The organism is Acinetobacter lwoffii, assembly GCF_022809915.1.
GTDB lineage: Bacteria > Pseudomonadota > Gammaproteobacteria > Pseudomonadales > Moraxellaceae > Acinetobacter > Acinetobacter lwoffii_M.
On sequence record NZ_JALGQY010000032.1, the window covers coordinates 1 to 22,005 of the forward strand.

27 protein-coding genes are annotated in these 22,005 nt (G+C 41.0%); 13 read left to right on the plus strand and 14 right to left on the minus strand.

Annotated features, from left to right (window positions below; translation table 11 throughout):
- Positions 1-97 precede the first annotated feature (97 nt).
- The 6 genes from MTX11_RS13590 to MTX11_RS13615 form a co-directional block, all read right to left on the minus strand.
- Positions 98-466, minus strand: a complete 369-nt coding sequence (locus MTX11_RS13590; protein ID WP_005107026.1) for a hypothetical protein — start codon at positions 464-466, stop codon at positions 98-100.
- A complete protein-coding gene (locus MTX11_RS13595) occupies positions 467-829 on the minus strand; it encodes an immunity protein Imm33 domain-containing protein (protein WP_243475354.1) in 363 nt (120 codons plus the stop codon).
- Between the two features lie 129 nt (positions 830-958).
- Positions 959-1,561, minus strand: a complete 603-nt coding sequence (locus MTX11_RS13600; protein WP_004280217.1) for a nitroreductase family protein — start codon at positions 1,559-1,561, stop codon at positions 959-961.
- A gap of 432 nt (positions 1,562-1,993) precedes the next feature.
- A complete protein-coding gene (locus tag MTX11_RS13605) occupies positions 1,994-2,485 on the minus strand; it encodes a hypothetical protein (protein ID WP_004280216.1) in 492 nt (163 codons plus the stop codon).
- A 126-nt stretch (positions 2,486-2,611) separates the two neighbouring features.
- Positions 2,612-4,006: a class II fumarate hydratase gene (fumC, locus tag MTX11_RS13610; RefSeq protein ID WP_243475355.1), complete on the minus strand. Its 1,395-nt coding sequence runs from the start codon at positions 4,004-4,006 to the stop codon at positions 2,612-2,614.
- A 138-nt stretch (positions 4,007-4,144) separates the two neighbouring features.
- On the minus strand, positions 4,145-5,155 hold the full coding sequence (locus MTX11_RS13615; RefSeq protein ID WP_180038673.1) for an NAD-dependent epimerase/dehydratase family protein: 1,011 nt from the start codon (positions 5,153-5,155) through the stop codon (positions 4,145-4,147).
- A gap of 70 nt (positions 5,156-5,225) precedes the next feature.
- Between MTX11_RS13615 and tusD the strand changes: the two genes are divergently transcribed.
- Genes tusD through MTX11_RS13635 form a run of 4 tightly spaced genes read left to right on the plus strand, consistent with a single transcriptional unit; the run spans position 5,226 to position 6,617 of the window.
- Positions 5,226-5,594, plus strand: coding sequence for a sulfurtransferase complex subunit TusD (gene tusD, locus MTX11_RS13620; protein ID WP_004280211.1), 369 nt, complete (start codon positions 5,226-5,228; stop codon positions 5,592-5,594).
- Positions 5,595-5,638: 44 nt separating this feature from the next.
- Positions 5,639-5,989, plus strand: a complete 351-nt coding sequence (locus tag MTX11_RS13625) for a hypothetical protein (protein ID WP_243475356.1) — start codon at positions 5,639-5,641, stop codon at positions 5,987-5,989.
- 17 nt (positions 5,990-6,006) lie between these two features.
- Positions 6,007-6,291 (plus strand): DsrH/TusB family sulfur metabolism protein, encoded by a 285-nt coding sequence (locus MTX11_RS13630; protein WP_180087320.1) that lies wholly within the window; start codon positions 6,007-6,009, stop codon positions 6,289-6,291.
- 14 nt (positions 6,292-6,305) lie between these two features.
- Complete coding sequence (locus MTX11_RS13635; RefSeq protein WP_005263018.1) at positions 6,306-6,617, plus strand: TusE/DsrC/DsvC family sulfur relay protein; 312 nt, start codon at positions 6,306-6,308, stop codon at positions 6,615-6,617.
- A 113-nt stretch (positions 6,618-6,730) separates the two neighbouring features.
- Here the strand turns inward: MTX11_RS13635 and MTX11_RS13640 are convergent, their stop codons facing one another.
- The 3 genes from MTX11_RS13640 to ybaK all read right to left on the minus strand — a co-directional run bounded on the left by MTX11_RS13640 (position 6,731) and on the right by ybaK (position 9,201).
- A complete protein-coding gene (locus MTX11_RS13640) occupies positions 6,731-7,213 on the minus strand; it encodes a hypothetical protein (protein WP_243475357.1) in 483 nt (160 codons plus the stop codon).
- Between the two features lie 73 nt (positions 7,214-7,286).
- Positions 7,287-8,540 carry a YncE family protein gene (locus MTX11_RS13645; protein WP_243475358.1) on the minus strand — a complete coding sequence of 418 codons (1,254 nt, stop codon included), beginning with the start codon at positions 8,538-8,540 and terminating at the stop codon, positions 7,287-7,289.
- 193 nt (positions 8,541-8,733) lie between these two features.
- Positions 8,734-9,201 carry a Cys-tRNA(Pro) deacylase gene (gene ybaK / locus MTX11_RS13650; RefSeq protein ID WP_071851354.1) on the minus strand — a complete coding sequence of 156 codons (468 nt, stop codon included), beginning with the start codon at positions 9,199-9,201 and terminating at the stop codon, positions 8,734-8,736.
- Positions 9,202-10,160: 959 nt separating this feature from the next.
- Between ybaK and aroQ the strand changes: the two genes are divergently transcribed.
- From aroQ to accC, 3 genes are read left to right on the plus strand one after another with little or no spacing between them, the layout of a single operon-like run.
- Positions 10,161-10,616, plus strand: coding sequence for a type II 3-dehydroquinate dehydratase (gene aroQ, locus MTX11_RS13655; RefSeq protein WP_005246503.1), 456 nt, complete (start codon positions 10,161-10,163; stop codon positions 10,614-10,616).
- 16 nt (positions 10,617-10,632) lie between these two features.
- Positions 10,633-11,049 (plus strand): acetyl-CoA carboxylase biotin carboxyl carrier protein, encoded by a 417-nt coding sequence (gene accB / locus MTX11_RS13660; protein WP_005107117.1) that lies wholly within the window; start codon positions 10,633-10,635, stop codon positions 11,047-11,049.
- An 18-nt stretch (positions 11,050-11,067) separates the two neighbouring features.
- Complete coding sequence (accC, locus tag MTX11_RS13665) at positions 11,068-12,432, plus strand: acetyl-CoA carboxylase biotin carboxylase subunit (RefSeq protein WP_004280198.1); 1,365 nt, start codon at positions 11,068-11,070, stop codon at positions 12,430-12,432.
- A gap of 56 nt (positions 12,433-12,488) precedes the next feature.
- Here the strand turns inward: accC and MTX11_RS13670 are convergent, their stop codons facing one another.
- Positions 12,489-12,932 carry a hypothetical protein gene (locus MTX11_RS13670; protein ID WP_005100815.1) on the minus strand — a complete coding sequence of 148 codons (444 nt, stop codon included), beginning with the start codon at positions 12,930-12,932 and terminating at the stop codon, positions 12,489-12,491.
- Between the two features lie 314 nt (positions 12,933-13,246).
- Here MTX11_RS13670 and MTX11_RS13675 point away from each other — a divergent pair, with 314 nt between their 5' ends.
- Positions 13,247-14,677: a sensor domain-containing diguanylate cyclase gene (locus tag MTX11_RS13675; protein ID WP_243475359.1), complete on the plus strand. Its 1,431-nt coding sequence runs from the start codon at positions 13,247-13,249 to the stop codon at positions 14,675-14,677.
- Positions 14,678-14,723: 46 nt separating this feature from the next.
- A complete protein-coding gene (locus MTX11_RS13680; RefSeq protein ID WP_005266474.1) occupies positions 14,724-16,214 on the plus strand; it encodes an amidase in 1,491 nt (496 codons plus the stop codon).
- A gap of 16 nt (positions 16,215-16,230) precedes the next feature.
- Here the strand turns inward: MTX11_RS13680 and MTX11_RS13685 are convergent, their stop codons facing one another.
- Entirely contained in the window at positions 16,231-17,397 is a 1,167-nt protein-coding gene (locus MTX11_RS13685) for an MFS transporter (RefSeq protein ID WP_243475360.1), read from the minus strand.
- Between the two features lie 376 nt (positions 17,398-17,773).
- Between MTX11_RS13685 and MTX11_RS13690 the strand changes: the two genes are divergently transcribed.
- From MTX11_RS13690 to MTX11_RS13705, 4 genes are all read left to right on the plus strand, one after another.
- A complete protein-coding gene (locus MTX11_RS13690; RefSeq protein WP_243475361.1) occupies positions 17,774-17,989 on the plus strand; it encodes a hypothetical protein in 216 nt (71 codons plus the stop codon).
- A gap of 406 nt (positions 17,990-18,395) precedes the next feature.
- A complete protein-coding gene (locus tag MTX11_RS13695) occupies positions 18,396-18,587 on the plus strand; it encodes a hypothetical protein (RefSeq protein ID WP_243475362.1) in 192 nt (63 codons plus the stop codon).
- A 321-nt stretch (positions 18,588-18,908) separates the two neighbouring features.
- Positions 18,909-19,466, plus strand: coding sequence for a LexA family protein (locus MTX11_RS13700; protein WP_243475363.1), 558 nt, complete (start codon positions 18,909-18,911; stop codon positions 19,464-19,466).
- Entirely contained in the window at positions 19,463-20,758 is a 1,296-nt protein-coding gene (locus MTX11_RS13705) for a Y-family DNA polymerase (protein WP_243475364.1), read from the plus strand. The genes MTX11_RS13700 and MTX11_RS13705 overlap by 4 nt, the downstream gene beginning before the upstream one ends.
- A gap of 61 nt (positions 20,759-20,819) precedes the next feature.
- Here the strand turns inward: MTX11_RS13705 and MTX11_RS13710 are convergent, their stop codons facing one another.
- The 3 genes from MTX11_RS13710 to MTX11_RS13720 are packed head-to-tail and all read right to left on the minus strand — an operon-like array spanning position 20,820 to position 21,994.
- Positions 20,820-21,404: a glycoside hydrolase family 19 protein gene (locus MTX11_RS13710; protein ID WP_243475365.1), complete on the minus strand. Its 585-nt coding sequence runs from the start codon at positions 21,402-21,404 to the stop codon at positions 20,820-20,822.
- Positions 21,385-21,687, minus strand: a complete 303-nt coding sequence (locus MTX11_RS13715) for a hypothetical protein (RefSeq protein ID WP_180000310.1) — start codon at positions 21,685-21,687, stop codon at positions 21,385-21,387. Before MTX11_RS13715 ends, MTX11_RS13710 begins: the two co-directional genes overlap by 20 nt.
- On the minus strand, positions 21,668-21,994 hold the full coding sequence (locus tag MTX11_RS13720; RefSeq protein ID WP_004731279.1) for a hypothetical protein: 327 nt from the start codon (positions 21,992-21,994) through the stop codon (positions 21,668-21,670). The genes MTX11_RS13715 and MTX11_RS13720 overlap by 20 nt, the downstream gene beginning before the upstream one ends.
- Between the last annotated feature and the right edge of the window lie 11 nt (positions 21,995-22,005).

Here is a 22,005-nt window from a genome sequence, read left to right on the forward strand (position 1 = left end):
GCTTGGTTTGAGATTCAATTTAATCGCTGGAATCTACAACTTGGAACTGAGCAAAAAATGATTTATGAAAGAGGTCTAATGAAAAGTATTTTATAATTTATTCTACATCCCTATTTTTACAAAATACGTTTGTAGTCATTCCAGATTGAGTCAAACTTTGATCCTGCCGCTCAAGAAAGTTTTTGGCAATCATAGCCATCGTGGGCGCCATATCCAGACTGCTGTTTTCTTCGGACACCTTTTGAATATCCTGATAGGCTTTCAGTCGTTTGCAGAAAGCCTGACGTTGAGTTTGTGCATCTGCCTTTTGATCATCTTCATCTAAAATGTATTTGGTTTCATTCACGATTTTAGTCTGTGCTGAAATAAACTGGTCATAGGCACTTTGTGAAAGCCGCTGTGCGAAGACCACGCTACTCAGTCCTAATAATAATCCAGCACAAATGAAAGATGATTTTTTTAGCATTTAAATTTCTTCTTTCCAGACATCTTCATAATCATCGGCATCGATCATGAAACGAAAACCTGTTTCCAGAGCCAGATACGGTAAAACTTCTGGTGCAATGTCCTGTAATTCACGTACTGTCATGGTTTCAAAAGTTTCTTCACTTGAAGGTTCTCCACCATAAATATACCAGCTAATATTTTCAGCCGTTTCAGGCTTTTTACGGATGCCGACAATCGGATCTTGTTTCAAGGTATGTACGGCCACCGCAACAACATCATCCCCCGTGACTTCAACATAAGCCGAGCCTACTTCTTCACAAAGTAGTTTTTGCTCTGCGATCAGTTCTTGTAAAGGTGATAGGTTTTGCATGTTTTTCGACATTCGGTCTTACTCATCAATTTTCATTAGCACGCTATTTTAACTTAATTTTAATGAAGCTGATTGGGATTTCATCGAGATCTAAAAAATATCTGCCCTTAAACCGTGTTAAGTGCAGATATGGATCTCAGCTTATTGGAAGACTTTAAAGCGCTCTTCATCTGCCAGGTAATCTTTGGCACGTGGCTCGCCTTCTATCGAACCAAAGACCAACTGTGCACGCAACTTCCAGTTCGATGGAATGTCCCATTCCGCATGTACCTGTTCATCCACGATCGGATTGTAATGCTGCAATGATGCGCCCAGACCTTCTGTATGCAATGCTGTCCAGGTTGCAAATTGTGCGATCGCAGTCGAATGCTCTGCCCAGATTGGGAAGTTATCAGCATAAGATGGGAATTGTTCCTGTAAGCCTTGTACGACTGTGTGATCTTCAAAAAATAAAACGGTACCTAGCCCTGCCGCAAAACTTGCCATTTTTACTGTGGTTTTTGCAGCACTTTCTTCATCTTTAGCATAGCTTTTTAATTTTTCTGCTACAAAGCCCCAGAACTTTTCATGTTCTGAATTGAATAAAATGACGGCGCGTGAAGACTGAGAATTGAAAGAAGATGGGCTCTGCTTAATTGCAGTCTGAATCAAATCAGTTAGATGTTCAGGAGATTGTTCAACATTCTTGGCAATGGCATAAATAGTACGGCGTTTAGTAATTAAATCTAAAAACTGATTCGACATTTTTGAAAATCCTGGGATATATCTTCGGGAAAATTTGAACCTTCAGTTATTTTTATGAAGGATAGCTAATCAATGGAGCTTTTGCTTTAACGTGAGATAAAGCCTATATACCTTAAAAAATAATGGACTCAATTACTAGGCTATTTAATTGATATTTTTATATATTTTTTAGCTAAAAATGATCATTTTCATCTATTTTTTGAACAATCGTTAAAACTACTGCCCTATGCGAGTGCCTGACGCTAAACAATGGTTCAACATGCGCTATTATTGATCAAAATTTTAAGAATAAAGACCTTCAATCACCAAATTTAATCTTGCTTAGGCTATTCTAAGAGAGAGCACATCATGAAATAAATCTCATCTTGCAGATAAAAATTAATCCCCCAAAATTGGAGGATTAATTTTATAATTAAAAGCTAAAAAACCGATTTAAAACTTCGCGTTCAGCACCTGAGCAGATACTTTAGTCTTCCAGAGCTCACGTAAAATCGGTAAATAGAATTTCTCACCGAGTTCCACCAGTTCTGCATCAATCAGAGCATGCATCTCGTGCATAAACAAATAATCCAGTTCAACTGTGGTTAGTTTAGTCTGCTGTTTTTGATAGTCTTTGCGTTTCTGTTGAGCTTGTTTAACCAGACGATCCGCAAATGCTTTATCTTTAAACTGGGTAATTGCTTTTAATCGAAGTTCGATAATACCCCATCCAGTTAAGAACATCTGGAAGGTTTCAAAATCATCGCTGGTCGATTCCCAAGACATTTCTTCCAGATTTTCATTATCGGGAAGCACAGGTAAAAGAAGTTCCATCACACTTGGGAAAATCTTTTTGAAATTCAGAATAAATTTAACAGGATGCTCACCTGGATAATCCTTGAATTGCACCTTTCTTTGAACATCTGTTAAATAAATATCAAGCATAAAACAATCATCAGTGGTTAATCTCATCTAACACTATTGTACGCAACTCTGCCTGAGATAAAAACCACTGCTGACTATTCCATGATAAAACAGGCGGAAAGATTGAAAATAAAAGCGCTGCAGCCCTTATTTGGCATTCGGTGAGACCATTTGCTCAGGACGCACCACTTCATCAAACTGTTCAGCGGTGACTAAACCCAGTTCAACAGCCACCTGTTTTAAGGTTTTTCCTTCCTTATAGGCTGTTTTGGCAACCTTGGCTGCATTCTCATAACCAATCACCGGATTCAATGCTGTGACCAGCATTAAAGAATCATGCAGGAAATGTTCAATTTTCTCATGATTCGGCTCAATGCCTACGGCGCAATGATCATTAAAACTGTTACACGCATCGCCTAAAAGCTGGATGGATTGCAACAGATTATAGGCAATGACCGGCATAAATACATTCAGTTCAAAGTTACCTGATGCACCTGCCACGTTAATGGTGGTGTCATTTCCGAGAACTTGCGCGACCACCATCGTCATCGCTTCACTTTGCGTCGGGTTCACCTTACCCGGCATGATGCTAGAACCCGGTTCATTTTCAGGAATACGCAATTCACCAAAACCACAACGTGGCCCGCTGGCCAGCCAGCGAATATCATTGACAATCTTATTCAGGCTAACCGCTAAAGTCTTTAATGCACCAGAAGCAAATACCGCAGCATCACGGCCTGCCAAAGCCTCAAACTTGTTTGGCGCAGTTACAAATGGCAAGCCAGTTAATTGTCCCAGGGTTTTAGCAGACTGAACGGCATAATCAGGATGGGCATTCAGACCGGTACCAACCGCTGTACCGCCTAATGGTAATTCATATAGTCCGACCAATGCCTGTTCTAGACGAAGAAGCCCATGATCCAGCTGAGAGACATAACCGCTGAATTCCTGCCCCAAGGTTAAAGGCGTAGCATCTTGTAGATGTGTCCGGCCAATTTTTACAATATCGGCAAAATCCTGAGATTTGGCATATAAAGTATCGCGTAAACGTGTGACAGCCGGAATTAAAAGTTCATTAATCTGCAAGCTCGCAGCCACATGAATCGCAGTTGGAAATGAATCATTGGTAGATTGGGCACGATTGACATGATCATTTGGATGAACCGGTTTTTGTGCCCCTAAATGATTGCCCAATTTCTGGTTGGCAATATTGGCAATCACCTCATTACAGTTCATATTGCTTTGTGTACCTGAACCAGTTTGCCAGACTACCAGTGGAAATTGACTGTCCCATTTCCCGCTGATGACTTCATCTGCCGCATCCACGATATAGCGTGACAGTTCTTGGGGAATCTGGTTTAGCTCGGCATTGGTCAAGGCAGCCGCTTTTTTGACGAGTCCCATGGCACGAATCATTGGCCGTGGCAACCGCTCATTGCCAATTTTGAAATTTTGCAAGCTACGCTGAGTCTGAGCGCCCCATAAAGCCTCACTCGGTACAGCCACCTCTCCCATCGTGTCATGTTCAATACGTGTTTGCATGTTCAACCTCAATTCTTCTTGCCTGTTACTGATTTTAGGAATTTCTATATCAATGATTTAGTCTATTTATTTAAAGTAATCGATTACAGTAATAATGTAAATGATAATTATTATCAAATATAAGCTAAATACTCTTACTTACTGCCCTCTGAGCATATTCTGATAAAACAACCATTCATCCTCAAGCATCTTTCTGAGTGATCGCTGAGGTTGCCAATGTAGGATATTTCGCGCTTTTCCAATGTTCGCCCCCAATTGATCCATTTCCGCATGTGGGTATGGCAGAGCATCCATGGTTTTGATTGCAGACTGAGTCACTTCAGCCAGTTGATCTAGCAAATCCTGTATGGAAATCAATTCACCGGCAATATTAAAGGCTTCACATTTTAATTCCTGCTGTTGTGATAGCCATTGCAAGGACTTGATCACGGCATCACAACAGTCTGCGACATGCAGAAAACTGCGTTCTACTGTGCCATCCGCAGTATGGGCCTGACGGCGTAATTCCAGATATTCACGTTGCTGTGCAGCGACCTGCATCGCCAAAGGCAAAATATTTTTCGGTAAAGGTGGCACCGCTTCCCCCAGCACACCGTGTTCAAAGGCGCCGGCGATATTGGACAGACGTAGGATCGCAATCCGCCATTCATTATCAGTTTTGGCAGTATCCCGGATAATTTCCTCAACCATTTGTTGCGATTTGATATAGGGATTCGGATAAGTGAAGTTAAAAGGCAGATCTTCGCTTAAGTCTGCACCAGATTGTCCATATACCGCCAGACTGGATAAATGTACCAGATGACGCACGCCGGTACGCTGCATGGCACGCATGAGACTCATAATACAGCTAACATTATCATTATAATATTCAAGTGGTTTTAATACTGATTCTTCCAGTGATTTAAAACTTGCGGTATGCACCACAGCCTGAATCGAATGCTGCTCAAAGACTTTGTTCAATGCTGGCGTATTGCGAATATCAATTTTGATAAAAGGTACATACATACCAGAAATAAATTCGAGGCGCTCCAGAGTCTGTAAGTTAGCATTGGCCAAATTATCGACCACAATGACCTCTAGTCCTTGTGCTAACAGACTTAAAGCAATATGTGAGCCTAAAAAGCCTAATCCACCCGTCACTAAAATCATTTATACTACCTACTTTCTGATGAAGCCAAGATCAATCTGTTGCTATTGATCAAGCCTGTAGTGAATTTCGATGAGCACCTTAATTCTTGTTACCTCCGCACCGACTTCCATTTATGCCTGGCATGCCCTGGGTTTGGCTCAGGCCTTGCAAGATAAACAGGAAGCATTCCGTGTATTCTTCTATCAGGACGGCGTATCGGTCGCAAATGCACTGCAATGGGTACCCGACGATCAACGTCATCTTACACATGCATGGCAAGCGCTACAGATTCGTCTCCCGGTCTGTGTAAGTGCAGCATTGGCACGTGGAATTACAGATCTAGACAATGCTCGACGTCACAATATTCAGCAGCATAATCTGGCAGATGCCTTTGAATTGGTCGGTTTAGGTGAACTTGCCGATGCTGTTCAGTCCTCACAACGTCTTATTCAATTCTAGATGTTTCATTTTTTAGAATGTGTTGCTTTTCCAAGGAATCTTGTGTGAAATCTGTACTTGTTATATTAACCCAAGCCAATCTGACCAGCCTGCAAGTGCATGAAAGCCTGTCGGCTACCATGGTCCTGGCAACCTTTGGCGCAGAAGTTAAAGTCCTGCTACAAGATGCTGCCCTCAGTCTGCTACGTTCAGAGCTGCAATTTGATCAGGTACAACATGCATTTAAACTGGCATCAAATATGGTCGACAGTTTCGAGTTTTATGATCTCACTCCGATTCTGATTGAGCAGAAAAACCAGCATTCCCCATTTGTGACACAGAGCGAACAAGAAATCGAATTTATTGAACTTAATCCTGAATTTATTCAAAGCTTTGATCATGTGCTGTATTGGTAAGGAATAAGGATATACAAATGTCAAATCATACACTTTATCTGATCCAATCCAGCTATTCGGCAACAGCGCAGATCCTAGAACAACTGGCTCAAACTTATACAACGGGTGATCAGGTCGTGCTGATGGGTGAAGCAGTTTTGCTGCGAGAGCATTCATTTCTGCAAAACTTGCCGCAAATTTACATGCTGGAAAATGATGCGGAGTTATTAGTACAGCCTTTGCCTGATCAGGTAAAGCTTTTGAATTATGCAGATTTTGCAGATCTTTGCCTCGAGTTTAATCGCTGCATTTCAATGAAATAATGAATGAGTTAGATATGAATTTAGAATTGGATCAAGATGGCCATCTGGTTGACTATACCATCTGGAATGAAGACGTTGCTCAAGTGCTGGCCGATAGTTTGGAACTGAGCTTAACTCCTTGGCATTTTGAAATTCTGCAAGCGGTACGTCAGTTCTATCAACAATTTGGTCATTCACCAGCAACACGCCCACTGATTAAATTTTTAATGAAAACTGTCAGCGCCGATATCAATAATGCCATGCTTCAGGAAAAGTTTAATACTGGTCTGGTGGCCCGTCACTTAAGCCGTTTGGCTGGTGTACCCAAGCCTGCGAACTGTTTATAAAGATACTTAGCTTTCTAAAGTGTGTATTTAAAGGCCCAAATCATTTTTTGGGCTTTTTTATGAGAGCAATTTTCAGACTGAGAATAATGAAAGATACAGCTGGATCTAATTCGTTAAATTTGGGTTTGCTCTAATACTCGCAATGCTCGATGCAATTCATGATCCATTTCAGGCAGAACCTTAATCAGAAAATTAATTTGTGCTTTCGCTTCGGCCTTGCTCACCAGTTGGGCCTCTAACAGTTTTTGCTGCTGAGTGATCAACAAACTGACTTGTTGAGGATCTGGTCGTTGTCCCTCACTTAAAGCGTTAATGATCTGAGTAAAGTCCAGATATAACTGTTCTTGTTGCTTTGATAATTCGCTTTGCTTTGCAACCGTATCGTTCTGTTCCTTCTTCGTAGTTTGACTATTCTTAGGAGAATTAACAGAGATATAGCTTGCCGATTTTTCAGCTGGCAGGACCGGATAAGAATGGGTCTGATCAGTAAAATTCGTCCGATAGATTTCTTGTCGTACCTGATAGCCAATACCCACTAAAGCCCCAAACAAGAGCAATCCGATCATTACATAGAACAGAATTGTTTTATCATTCATTTTTATGTCCTCAGCTCAAGAAAGACAGTCTTTATTTATTAAGAAGCTGTCTTTTTCGCTAATCGACGATTGACTACGGCGTTGACCAGTCTGCTGGTGCATATCCAATCCGGACACGTTGTGGATGATTTCCCACCGGCACACTCAGCACTTTATTGCCCGTGGCAAAATCAATCACGGTAACCAAATCGGTTTCACTTTCTGAAATTACACAGCTACGACCATCCGGGCTTCGCGTTGCCCAATAAGGTTTACCTGCAGAAATCAGTTTCCCGGCTGTCAGTGTTTTGCGATCTACAATCGTAGCGTAGTTATCCATCGTACCGGCGACACAGAGCTTTTCACCATCAGCATTGATTGATAGGCCATGATGACGCGAATCATTCACCCATTTTGTCCGGTCTTTCGGGATACTATCACTACCAGGCAGCTGTCCGATCCGGCTAATCTTGTTCTGATTCAGATCGTACTCAATCAGACCATTAAAAAATGAAACTTGGGCATATAGTTTAGTTTCATCCTTGCTAAATACCATTGGTCGTACGGAGTTAGATAAATCTTTACGACCAAATGCATCCAGTGCGGGCCTGAAGTCAATTTTTCTTAGCACCTGATGTGTATTGGCATCTGCGATAGTGATAAAACGCTTTCCTTTAGTAAAGTCTTGCCACTGAGCATCCATCGACGTTTCCACATTGCCGATAGCAGAGTTCAGGATCTTGTTACCACCATCGAAGTAAATATTTTCATGCGGTTTATCGCCAGTACTGAAACGGCCTAACTCTTTACCGGTATGGATATCTAGTACATGCACTACATTTCCTGAAGATGCAGATACAGCGATGCGCTGCCCATCTGGTGATACTGCCATATGGTCGGCACGGAAGCCTTCTACAGGCGTCCGCCAGTTAATCTTGCCGGTTTTGATATTAATTGATACCACATCGGCGAAACTTGGGCGTGATGCAACGACTGACTGCCCGTCTGGTGTCGAGTACATATCATCCACCAACTGATCATTGCCTTCACCGGCTGTGGTCTGAATATAAGTATAGGCAATCAGTTTGATTGGATTCAGGTGAATTTCCTTAAGGCGCTCTTTACGGTCAGGAATCATGTTAATGACGCCTATTTTGCCAAAATCACCCGATGGACGAATCACGGTTACCGTGCCATCCCAGTTATTTCCGACAAAGAAAACCTGCTGTGAATTGGCAGGTGCAGCTGAAGGTGCAGAAGCGGCCTGTACACTCGGCAACGCAGATAGCATCACCATCGCAGATAATGTTAGACAGAACCGTGGCCATTTTTTATTTTGAATTTTCATCCATTATGCTCCGCATAATAATTTATATTTTTGTTTTCATTCCTTGTTGTGTACACAGTCAGGCTGTGTTTTAACTTATCTAATATACAAACGTATAAAATTATTTACTGTTATTTCCGACCAAAAAATATGCAGCCATTTTAAATCTATCACTTCAGGTTCTATGAATTTAGCTGATCATCGTACTCCGATCTTATATATCCAGCACATCGACAAACTGTGCATTGAGCACTTTGGCAAGATCAGCCGGCTTTAATCCAATATCCAAGCCTCTTTTACCGCCACTGACATAGATCTTATCCAACTGTTCTGCGCTGGCATCAATCACCGTTTTTAATCGTTTCTTTTGACCAATGGGACTGATTCCACCGACCAGATAACCGGTCAAACGTTCTGCATGTTTAGGATCTGCCATCTGGAGTTTTTTACATCCCACAGCCTGGGCTACTTTTTTCAGATTTAACTGATGATGTACCGGCAATATGGCAACAAAATACTGTTTATCATCCGTGACTAATAAAGTTTTAAAGACTTCTTCCACCGAAAGCCCTAATTTTTCAGCAGCTTCTAACCCGAAACTTTTGGCATTGGCATCATGTTCATATTCATGAATGCTGTATTCGATTTTATTGGCTTTTAATAGTTTGCATGCAGGTGTCATAGAAAGTCTTGTTTGAGAGGAATCGCATGATTATATAAAGATTAGCTCAAGAAGTTAATTTAGATGAGGCAACTACAGAGCAAATTTTGCTTTAAGCCCGTATTCCGCTTCAATCAGACCTATTTGGTTCAATCTTTACGCTCTTCAATACTTTTGAACTCTTCTGCAAAGATGATGACGAGCAAAATATCAACAAATGTATGTGTTTTTGCCACTATCTAAGCGTTAGGCGATTAATGGCTTCACTGTGTAGAAGGCTTGAAGATGAACACATTCGTCATTTCATGCGTCTATAAATACGAGGCATATAAGTCGAGCGTTTTATCTTAAACCCGCTGAGATTTAACCTTTATCTCCGGAAGAAGAAATAGATTCTTGTACAGTGTCTGTCATGAATACTTGAATTGAAAATGATGTAATTAATTCCAATATATTGGAAGAATAGACCTAGGAAAATCCAAGTACAATAAGAGAAAATATCATTAACATATTGTCTTATCTTATATTTTTAAATTTTCGTCAAGTTTTGAGAAACGGTCGATAGCTTATATATAAAGAGGATAATCAGCACAACTCTAAAGTCAGAATGTAAAGAGTTTTCTATGCTATAGAAGTCAAACATTGCAGTAAAATCAGCCAGACAACTCTTGTTTAAAACTAAAAATATCACTAAAAGGAAGAATTTAGCGTTAACATGAAGATACAGTTACATAAAGGATATTAACTGTTTTTGCCAATTGGGTTTACAATGAAAATAATCTGAATACCCAGCGAATTGTAATTTTTTAACATTGCCAAATCTCTGCAAAGTTTTCATTATAGCGCCACTGTTTGCTATATGCTTTCTACGTTAATTTAAAGAAATTATAAATAGTAATGTAGAAAATCATGCAATAATAAGCAGAGTTTGCAGACATCTTGCAAACAAACCCCGATACTTTTTAATTGGAGCATGCTGGATGAGTTCGACCATTTTGGTTATTCATGGACCGAATTTAAACTTGCTTGGGAAGCGCGAACCGGAAGTTTATGGTCACCTTAGTCTTGACGATATTAACCAGCAGCTGATTGCTCAGGCTCAACAAGCTACCTTACAACTCGATACTTTCCAGAGCAACTGGGAAGGTGCCATTGTTGACCGAATTCATCAAGCCCAGCAAGACGGCATTCAATATATCATTATTAATCCAGCAGCATTGACCCATACCTCTGTTGCTGTTCGCGATGCCCTCCTTGGCGTTGCCATTCCTTTCATTGAAGTCCATCTGTCTAATGTGCATGCACGTGAGGCATTCCGACATCATTCATACTTGTCCGATAAAGCCATCGGCGTGATCTGTGGTCTAGGTGCAAAAGGCTATGCTGCTGCCCTCGACTATATCATTGAAAAAATACAACCTTCTACACAATCTTAATTAGGAATACTGTCTCATGGATATCCGTAAAATCAAGAAACTCATCGACTTGATGATTGAATCTGACTTACAGGCGATCGAAGTTAAAGAAGGCGATCAATCGATTGCATTAACTCGTCGTAATCCAGTGGTTGCAGCAGCTGTTCCTGCGATGCCTGCACCAGCAGCCGAAGCGCCAGCAGCAAAATCTCCTCGCGGTGCTGTTGAAACTTCACCAATGGTCGGCGTGTTCTATGCAGCACCAAGCCCAGGTGAGCCGACCTTTGTTAAAGTTGGCCAGACCGTTTCTGCAGGCGATACGCTCGGTATTATCGAAGCAATGAAAATCATGAACCCGATTGAAGCAACTCAAAGCGGTGTGATTGAAGAAATTCTGGTGAAAAATGGTGAAGTGATTCAATTCGGTCAACCACTTTTCCGCTACCGCGCTTAATCACCCCGGGGATTTATAATGTTGCAAAAAGTTTTAATTGCAAACCGTGGTGAAATTGCGTTACGCATCACCCGTGCTTGCAGAACTTTAGGGATCAAAACTGTAGGTGTCTATTCTGACGCAGACAAGGACCTGATGCACTTACGTTTCTGTGATGAAGCAGTATGTATCGGCCCTGGTGCGAGCAGTGACAGCTACTTGAATATTCCTGCGATTATTACAGCTGCTGAAATTACCGGCGCAGATGCAATCCATCCTGGTTATGGATTCCTCGCTGAAAATGCAGAATTTGCAGAAATCGTAGAAAATTCTGGTTTTATCTTTATTGGTCCGCGTCCGGAACATATTCGTTTAATGGGAAACAAGGTTTCTGCCATTATTGCCATGAAAAAAGCTGGTGTACCAACAGTACCGGGCTGCGACCATGCCGTAACGATTCACAATGCCATGGCTGAAGCCAAAGAGATCGGTTTTCCACTGATTGTAAAAGCTGCTTCTGGCGGTGGTGGTCGTGGTATGCGTATCGTAGAAAATGTCGATACCCTGCTGGAATCTGTTCAGGCTGCACAGCGTGATGCAGAAATGTGGTTCGGTGATGATACGGTCTATATGGAACGTTTCCTGCAAAAGCCACGTCACGTCGAAGTGCAAGTACTTGCTGATGGTAATGGTCATGCGATTCATCTGTATGATCGTGACTGTTCACTACAGCGTCGCCATCAAAAAGTACTGGAAGAAGCACCAGCACCGAACTTACCAGAGCAAGCACGTGCTGATATTCTAGAAGCCTGTGTCAATGCCTGTAAATTGATGCAATATCGTGGTGCAGGTACATTCGAATTCCTGTTTGAAGATGATGAGTTCTTCTTCATTGAAATGAATACGCGTGTTCAGGTTGAGCATCCGGTAACTGAAATGGTCACGGGTATCGATATTATCGAACAGCAATTGCGTATTGCTGGCGGCTTAGGTCTGGATATTCAGCAAGAAGATGTCAAGGTTTTAGGACATGCGATTGAATGCCGTATTAACGCAGAAGATCCATCAACCTTCTTGCCTTCACCCGGCAAGATTGAGAGCTTCTATGCACCAGGCGGCGCAGGTATCCGCTTAGACTCGCACATCTACCCAGGCTATAGCATTCCGCCGTATTATGACTCGATGATTGCCAAACTGATTTCGCATGGTAAGGATCGTGAGACGTCTATTTCTCGAATGAGAAATGCTTTGGAAGAAATGATTTTGACTGGCGTTAAAACCAATATTCCTTTGCATAAAGATTTAATCCTTCAGGATAAAAACTTCTGCAAACAGGCAATGGATATTCATTACCTAGAGAAGCATTTGTTAAAGCAGCTTGAAGGTGCTGAAGACAAAGCTTAAATCAAAGCTCATAAAAAAAACCGCTGTCATTCAGCGGTTTTTTTATTGTTTGCAATTTAAGGCAATACGCGTCTGAGCACAGCAAAACATTGTTCGGCTTTTTCATTGGCGCAGAAGTTAATGGTATAAGGGTTTTGCCATTTCACAAAATATTGCGAAATTTCACCAGACTGATCCACCTGATTGCCTGAACAGTCTTTTTCATTATTGTCATATTTTACTTGCAGAATCAGCGCTGGAATCTGCTGCGAAGGATCCTGTGCCGGCTGATAGTCATATAGCCCCGACGTCCACTCATCGCCACTTTTAATCACCACATTATTATTGCCTTTAAAATTATAATATTCGATACATTTTTTATTATTCGGGATTTCCATTCCCCACAATCCGACAATTTCCGGACGGGTTTTCACAGTAAATGTATTTGGGATTTCAGCAGCTTTAGCAGGAGCATTCGCTGGTTTTTTATTTTCTGTCGCCATTAGCCAAGGTGAGCTCATGAGTAAGATAAGGCTAAGACATATTTTTTTCATATTTACCGGCATCTTGTTAACAATTGATTCTAAATTATCATATTTTTTGGGATCGTGTCCCGCTCTAACGCAATTTCAATACAGAGTCAGAAATTATTTATCACATTGTTTAAAAACATGGATTTCCTTTCTGACTTTTTTTGTATATATTTCGTATATAAGAATCTTAATAGTTCGCATTAATAACAGATTAATCAAACAATAAAATTATATTTTGGGTCAAACTTAGTTGCTGAACAAAGTGATCATTCACACTTAAAAATTTGAATAGGATTTTAAATTTGCAATTAGCTCGAATAACAGAACAACAATTAAATCATGAAACCTATGCTTATTTTGTCATTGTTTTCGCTGTTTTAGTCTGTTGTTTTATTGGGATCGCAACCAGACCAATTGAGTATCTGGCCTTATTGTGGCCGGCCAATGCTGCCTTGTTAGCCCTGTTCTTACGCTTTCCACATTTAAATAATATGGGAGGTTGGCTTGGTGCATTCAGCGCTTTTATGTTTGCAGATCTGATCACCGGGAACAGCCTATTACAAAGCCTGTTTCTTACCTTGTCTAATCTGATCAGCACTATTGTCTCGATATTTTTTATTCGATATTTCAAGATTAATTACAAATACTATAATACTGGTTATACATTCGTTCATTTATTTGGCATCTTCGCTTTTGCAGGCTGTCTGGCCAGTACGGCTTTTGCAGTTCTCACCTTGCCAAATCTACCCAATTCATTCATGACCAAAGAGAATTTATGGATTGATTTTGGTCTGTGGTGGACCGGTGAAATGGTGAATTATATTGTGTTTCTCCCTTTAATCTTGGCATTCCCAAGAATAAAAGACATGCAGTATCTATTTAAAAACCGTCGTCAAAAACGTAATTACTTCAGCTATTTTTTACCTGCATCTTCAGTCGTGGCCTGTGTCATCATTACCAATATTTTTGCAGGCCCCGGCGCAATGCTCTACCCTCTGGCTGCACTGATCTGGGCTGCGTTGACCTATCGCCTGTTTAGCATGACACTGATTAATGCGTTTGTGACTATTTTAACCTATTACAGCCTGACGCGGTTTTATGCCACAACGCATGACACCTTGGCAGATTCTACGATTTATATTTCGCTCCGGATCGGGCTGTTTATGCTGGCCTTATCGCCGCTTATTCTTTGTATTATTAGTCAAAACCGCAATGAGCTGTTTAAACGGGTTCTCTATCTGGCCAATCATGACAGTCTGACCCGCACCATGAACCGTCATTTTTTCTTTCAGAAAGGTGAATATTTACTGCAATATGCCAACAGAATGGAATTTTCGGTCATCATGCTGGATATTGATCATTTCAAACGTCTGAACGATGATTTTGGCCATCATGTCGGTGACAAGGTGCTGCAACATTTTGCGGAAATCATTCGCTGCAATTTACGTGCTGAAGATCTGTTTGCACGAATTGGTGGGGAAGAATTTGTGCTGTTACTCTGGAATACCGAACCATCAGAAGCACGTCTTATTGCAGAACGGATTCGTGATCTGGTGGAAAAAACCCCTATTTATCAATCAGATGGCTCGCCCCTGTATATTACCGTGAGTGTGGGCATCACTCATCAAAATGAACCGCAGGCCCAAGACCTGCAAAACCTGATCAATATTGCAGATCAAGCCTTGTATCAGGCCAAACATCGTGGGCGAAATCAGGTGGTGCTTGCATCTTGAGCCTAAATGATCTACAACCTTGAAGCAGCAACACTAGGGAATGGCAATGAAATTTGAAGAATATCTGCAATATGACGGTTTAGGACTGGCTGATCTGGTCGCCAATAAACAAGTACATTCAAGTGAACTTTTATCTGCTGCACTAGAGCGTAGCTCAATTGCCAATCCCGAGCTAAATGCAATTATTATTCCGATGCATGAGCATGCATTGAAACGGAGCCAGCAAAATCTGTCCGGACCTTTTGCCGGTGTGCCTTTTCTGGTTAAAGACCTGTTTCAGGAATATGCCGGTTATCCAACTTCTTATGGTTGTCAGGGCTTAAAACGGATTGGTTATATCGCCGAGACCAATGCCGAGATTGTCAATCGCTGGGAAAAAGCCGGGATTGTGACTTTTGGACGTACCAATACTCCTGAATTTGGGATTAAAGGTATTACTGAACCAGATGCTTGGGGCAGCTGTAAAAATCCGTGGAATTTACAGCATAATAGCGGCGGCTCGTCCGGTGGTTCCGCTTCTGCCGTGGCTGCCGGAATTGTACCAATTGCGGGTGCTGGTGATGGTGGCGGCTCGATACGTATCCCCGCTTCCTATTGCGGCCTGTTTGGCCTGAAACCGAGTCGTGGCCGCACGCCTTGGGGACCACAAATGAGTGAAGCCATGCATGGCGCCGCGATTCAGCATGTACTGACCAAAACGGTACGGGATAGTGCTGCAATGCTGGATGCCACCCATGGTGAAGATCATAGTTCACTGTTTAAGATTCAGCGTCCACAGCATCATTATCTGGATGTGATTCAGCAACCGCCAAAAAAACTGAAAATTGCGTTTAGCACTTATTCTACGATTGGCACACCTGTTTCGCAGGATGCCATTAAAGCCATTGAACAAACAGCCAAATTGCTAGAATCTTTGGGCCATGAAGTGGTCGAAGACCGTCCAGCCATTGATGGCATGCAACTGGCCAAGGATTTTATTACCACCTGGTTTAGCCAGTTTTCATTTATGCTGGATGAAATCCAGAAAGGCTATCCGTCCAAATCGAATGATTTTGAACTGGACTCTTTAGCGCTGGCGGCTTTTGGGGCCAAAACCAGCGCGATTGATTATATCCAGAACCTGAATAACTGGGGCCAGTACGTGACCCAGATGAATCATTTCTTTGATAATTATGATCTGTACCTGACGCCTGCAACGGCGACAGTGGCGCCAAAAAATGGTGAGGTCAAAACACCAAACTGGCAGAAACCGATTCTTAAAGCTTTATTGAAACTAAATAAAGCACATTTGCTGGCGCAAGGTAAACTGGTCGACCAGATTGTGAAAGAAAATCTAAAATGGGTGCCTTTTACCCAGTTGGCCAATATTACCGGACTCCCAGCGATGTCTGTACCACTGTACTGGAATGAACAAAACCTGCCGCTCGGTTCACAGTTTATTGCGCCGTTTGCCCGTGAGGATCTGCTATTACAACTGGCAGCCCAATTGGAACAGGCACAACCGTGGTTTGGGCAATACGCCAAAATCCGTATTTAATACTGAGATGATATTTTCAAGCCTGTTTTTGCAGTTCGACTTTATTTGGCAATCCGAAAATCAGTAACAAGCCAAGCAAAGTCGATACTGCAGCAGCGATAAAAATAGATGTGCCGCCGACTTGATCCCAATAATGCCCAGCCAGAATACTGCCACTCGCCACGCCAACGCCCCACATCGTGCTATATAGCGCTTGTCCACGTCCTTGCTGCCCTGCAGAAAAATTCTGGAAAATCACTCGCATCGCAATCATATGAAATAAACCAAAACTTAAAGCGTGAATCGTTTGAGCAAAAAACTGTGCCATAAATGAAGCAGGAAAGACTCCGACGATGAACCATCTTAATCCTGTCATTAACAAGCATAGCGTGACCAGATGACGCCATGACCACCGTGTCAGAAAGAACGTCGCATAGGCAAACATGATTATTTCCGCAATGACCCCGACTGACCAGAGCAGCCCGATCTGACTGGTGCTAAATCCCGCCTGACTGAGATAATTGCTATAAAAACTATAAAATGGCGCGTGTGAAAATAGCAGAATCAATTCAATCAGGAAAAAGCTATACACCACTGGGCGTTTGAATATTGGCCATAAGGGTTCGAGCTGTTTCTGTGCGGTAGGTGCTGTCGTGGGCTCTTTAATGATAAATGACCAGAGAAAGGCCAGAAATGAAATACACAGCAACAAGACGGGTAACATACTGATGCTAATAATTTCAAAGACGGTGCCCAAGCAGAATACACCGATAATAAAGCCGACTGATCCCCATTTTCGTACTTTGCCATAGAGTTCTGCTCTTTTTTCCCCGAGCCAGAATAAAGTCACGCCTTCAAACTGAGCCAGAATAGCATTCTGAAAGAAACTGAAAATCAGCATCAATAAAGCTACAGATTGAAAGCTATTGGGAATGATAAAAATCATGAACCAGATACAGGCTTCCATCCAGGTGGCAATACGCACCAGCAGCATGCGTTTACCGGATTTGTCTGCAATCCACCCCCAGATCAACGGCGCAAAGAATCGGGTAACAATCGCAATAGAAGATAAAATGCCGATTTCCTGATAATTGAAGCCTTGATCTTCAAGATACAGACTCCAAAAAGGCATGAACGCCCCGACAATCGCATAGTAAAAAAAGTAGAAACCACTTAGTTTGTGGTGAATTGCAATAGATTGCATTAACTTGCATACCTTTGTATTTTCAATGACTTGCAAATACTAATAGTTGCATCATGTTGCATTAAATTGTCCTTACTTGCTGTTCAACAGTCTACAAATCAGTCTACAAATTTTATTTTTTGTAGATTTATGAAATTGTGTAGACTGCATACCTAATACGCTGATTTTCAGTTATTTCTGAAGTGAAATTTTAGCACAATAGAATTATGATTCAGGATGAGAAATATAGTGTATTGGGCTGATATAGTAGATGGATGGAAAAAGTAAATTGAAGCTAAGTTTTTTGTTTCAAACTTCCGACCAAGTTAAGGCTGTTGACCTTGACTGCCAGCTTTATATTTATAGAAGAATTTAGAAAATTTTTGGAGAAAATATAATGGAAAAACCACACATTTACTGCGATAGAAAAATTATTAAGTGTTCTGTTTGTGGAGCATGGGATGACTATAGTTTTAACGATACTCAGCACTTTTATCTTATTGCTGCTGCCGAAGGTAAGCAAACTCGTGGGCTCTACTCTATAGAGAGTATTAAATGTAAAGAATGCAATAAGATGGCTAAGAACAATCAGGATCCATATTTTTATTATTAAATGTCATAGATAGTCCAAGATACTTCTACACTCTATATAAAAATTAATATCTTTTAAGGTAAATACATCCTGATACACATAAGACCTATCTATTAATTAAGCAAAGGCCTAAGCTTATTTTATAACTAATAAAATAGTATTTATTAGATTTAGTTTGCAGCCCTTACTATGAATACGAGAAAGGTAACCGTACATAAAATGTATGAAGAGTTTCATCCATATCCTGTCACTCAATATACGGGTGAATATGATGATAAGAATAATCTAATAAGATTATTTAATTCGTCAAAGGAGCAATTAATACGAGTTTTTGGTACATACCAGTGGTGCTTGCCTAGTACAAGTATTTGCTATTTTGTTGAAGAGGATCCCTTCTATCAGAGAACTATGGATTAAGGAGATTGTTATGAAAGATCTATTAACATCGTTCCAATTAAAGCGTAATCAAGAAGCTGATGAAAAATTATTAAGTAATGATTTTAAGCAAAATGCTAATGATTATCTACATCGCGGTCAGTATGATTTTTTTACATACAGATTTATAGATAGCGTAAATGGTAGAAAAAACTACTATCAAAACTTTACTATTTTAAATTAATAACAATCACTAATATTTCCATAAAAAATAAAGCCTAAATAAATATCATATATTACAAAAGCCCTCAACTGAGGGCTTTTTAGTTCACGCACTGAACACAAACAGTGATATGAACTTTTGTGCTTATTGAATGAGCTGTGCAGCTCTGGCTAAGAGTCTTTACCAAGTCAATTAGTACTGTAACCGTTCATCCGAAATATCATAATTTTGCGTCACTCTATGACGCATCTTTGAATTTAAAAGATTTATTTTATTTGTTTGATTTTTATTGAATCTTTACAATCTTGATTATTGTTACAAAAATCAAGGAGTCGTAAAGTTATGAACAGTACTCATGGGGGCTTTCGTGCTGGAGCTGGTCGAAAAAAGTCTGAAGAGACTAAAGTTATTCGAGTGCCTGAATCTAAAATTCTTGATATCAAAGAATACTTAAAATTCCTTAAAAAAGAAAATGAAATTACTGATATCCGTCAGTTCGATCCAGTCACTAAAATAGAAATACCATTGGTCACTGAACGCGTTCAGGCTGGCTTCCCCTCACCGGCTCAAGATTATATCGATAAGAAACTCGATCTTAATGAATTCCTGATCAATAACGCCAATGCGACTTTCATTGTACGAGCAAATTCCCTTTCGATGCTGAATGCTGGAATTGATATCAATGATGCTCTGATTGTAGATCGTAGCATTGAAGCACAACACAGAGATATTGTGATTGCCTGTGTAGATAATGAGTTTACTGTTAAAAGACTGATTATTGACGCGAAAGGTTGCTGGTTGAAAGCTGAGAATGAGGGTTATCCAGATATTCATCCCCAAGAGGGCCAGCAGTTTGAAATCTGGGGTGTAGTCACAAATGTAATCAAGAAATTCAGATGAGCTATAACAATGAAATATACGCGCTCATTGATGTAAATAATTGCTATGTAAGCTGTGAGCGCCTATTTAATCCTAAACTTAAAGATGTGCCGGTCATTGTTCTTTCAAATAACGACGGCTGTGCAGTTGCGCGTTCCCAAGAAGCAAAAGATCTTGGTATTAAGATGGGTGTTCCCCTATTCCAGATTAGGGATATTGTCGAAAAACATAATGTACAGGTACTTTCGAGTAACTATGCTTTGTATGCTGAAATGTCTCAACGTTTCCATTCAATTCTGGCTGATTACGTGGCGCCAGGTGAACAGGAAGTTTATTCGATTGATGAGTGCTTTTTAAAGCTTACTGCCTATTCTGAAAATTATGACCTGGTTGAATATGCGCAAAATATGCGACAGCGGATCTTGCAGTGGATCGGATTACCGGTTTGTGTTGGTATTGGTCGATCAAAAACCGAAGCAAAGCTTGCCAATCATATGGCTAAAAAGGCCAAACGCTTTAATGGGGTTTGTGATCTGGTTTCTATGGATCCGAAACACCGAGATTATTTTTCGAGTTTGATTGATGTTTCCGAAGTCTGGGGAGTTGGTCGTCAGCATAGTAAAAAACTAAAAGGCTTAGGTATTAATACTGTTCTTGATTTAGCCACTTCTAATCCACATCAAATGGGAAAACTGTTTTCAGTGGTCGTGCAGAGGACTGTCATGGAACTGCAAGGGATTTCATGTATCGAACTTGAGCAGGCTGCGCCAACCAAGAAGCAAATCATTTCATCACGCTCATTTGGCGCACGGGTAACCGATATTGAATCATTATCTGAGGCAATGAGTGATTACCTGCAGAACGCTGTTAAGCGATTAAGAGAAGATGAATCTCTTTGTGGTTGTGTGATTGCTTTTGCCCAATCCAATCCTTTTGATAAGAACAGGCCTTTCTATAACAAGTCGATCAATATCGGATTTGCTGAGCCGACTGACTGTGCTGCTGTTATGAACCGGGCTGTAATGAAGCGAATGAATGAGCTGTTTCAAGAAGGAATCGAGTTTAAGAAATGTGGTGTGATATTGACCGCAATCGAGCCAAAATCGACATACATATATGACCTTCTATCTGATAGTACTCAAATAGAGAAAAATGAGAAACTTCAATCTGCCCTTGAGCAGGTTAAGGTGAGATTTGGAGATAAGAAAATAGCAATTGGCCCATGCAAAATGCATGGTCGCGCATGGGCAATGGCTAGACAAAACCTGACTCAGAACTATTTTAGTTGGGAAGGGATTCTGAGGATTAATTAATAACCAGTCACTTATTTTAATGATAAACAATGCCCTCATTTGAGGGCATTTATCTATTTTATTAAACAAGTGCTCTTAATTTTAATAAGTGCGCTTTCCGATCAGCCAGACCATTAGTGCCCCCATTGATCCGGCGCGTAATGGTCATCACATCATCTTTATCAGCCAGGGCATTCAGGCCATTATCAGACCAAAACTTACAGGCAACCATAAGGCCAATGCTAGGCATAGCTACAATTTCAGGATTATTTTCAAAGTCGATGCCAAGTTGCTGACCATACTTGCGATAGTTCGTACGGCCAGTCAGCTGAATGGGGCCACGACCTTTAAATCGCTTGCCATCGCCTGGCTGTGTGTTGCCCAAATCCTTTCGGCCTTCATAAGCTGCACCAGATGCAATTTCTTCCATATAACGGAAGTTGCCGGACTCATGTGCAAGTTGTGCAAGGAAGTGAATAAGACGAAGTGAATTATCCAAGATGCCAAAGTTTCGCAAATGGACATTGGCAGCCAGACCAAGTTCTTCAGCACGCGCTTGACTGGCACCTAATTTTTTAAATACTGCGGTCAAGGTGCCACGGCCAATAATGCCGTCATCATGCACACCTACTGTCTTTTGAAGTTTTTTAATTTGAGTGGTGTTCATCATCTTTATCCGTATTAAAAAATTTAGGACGTGCACCACCCTTACCCCAGATGTAAAGCTGTCGGGTAAAGAGTGCGAATAAAATGCTTACCGTGGTGTAAAAGAGGGTTCCAGCCGGACTGGGTGAATACTCATCTTTAACAAAAAGTGCTGCCCCAAAAAGGATCGACAATACCAATAGAAAATCGATATGTTTTGGAAGTTGAATTTTTGGATGAAATGCCATGATGGCAAACGAAACTATAAATAACACCAAAGCCGTTTTACTTATGATTAGCAGCATCTTCACTCTCCTTTTTGACCAAACCAAGAACTCTTGATCGAGCCAAACTCAGCAATGCTTCAGCTGTACTCTTACCAGCAGCACCCAGAATGAAACCAAATAGTTCTGGGTAGTTACCGCTAGCAAGAAATAAACTTGCCGGTTTAGCAAAGACCACACATAAAATGAATCCTGCGAAGAACCCTATCCAGCGATCCCGGGTTGGCTCCTTGCTTAATAGAAAGCCAAAAGTTGCACCCAGCACACCCGTAAAAAGGATGTGTGAATGGTTCTTTATGCTTTCCAATACTTGACTAAGAAAGTCCATATACATCCCCT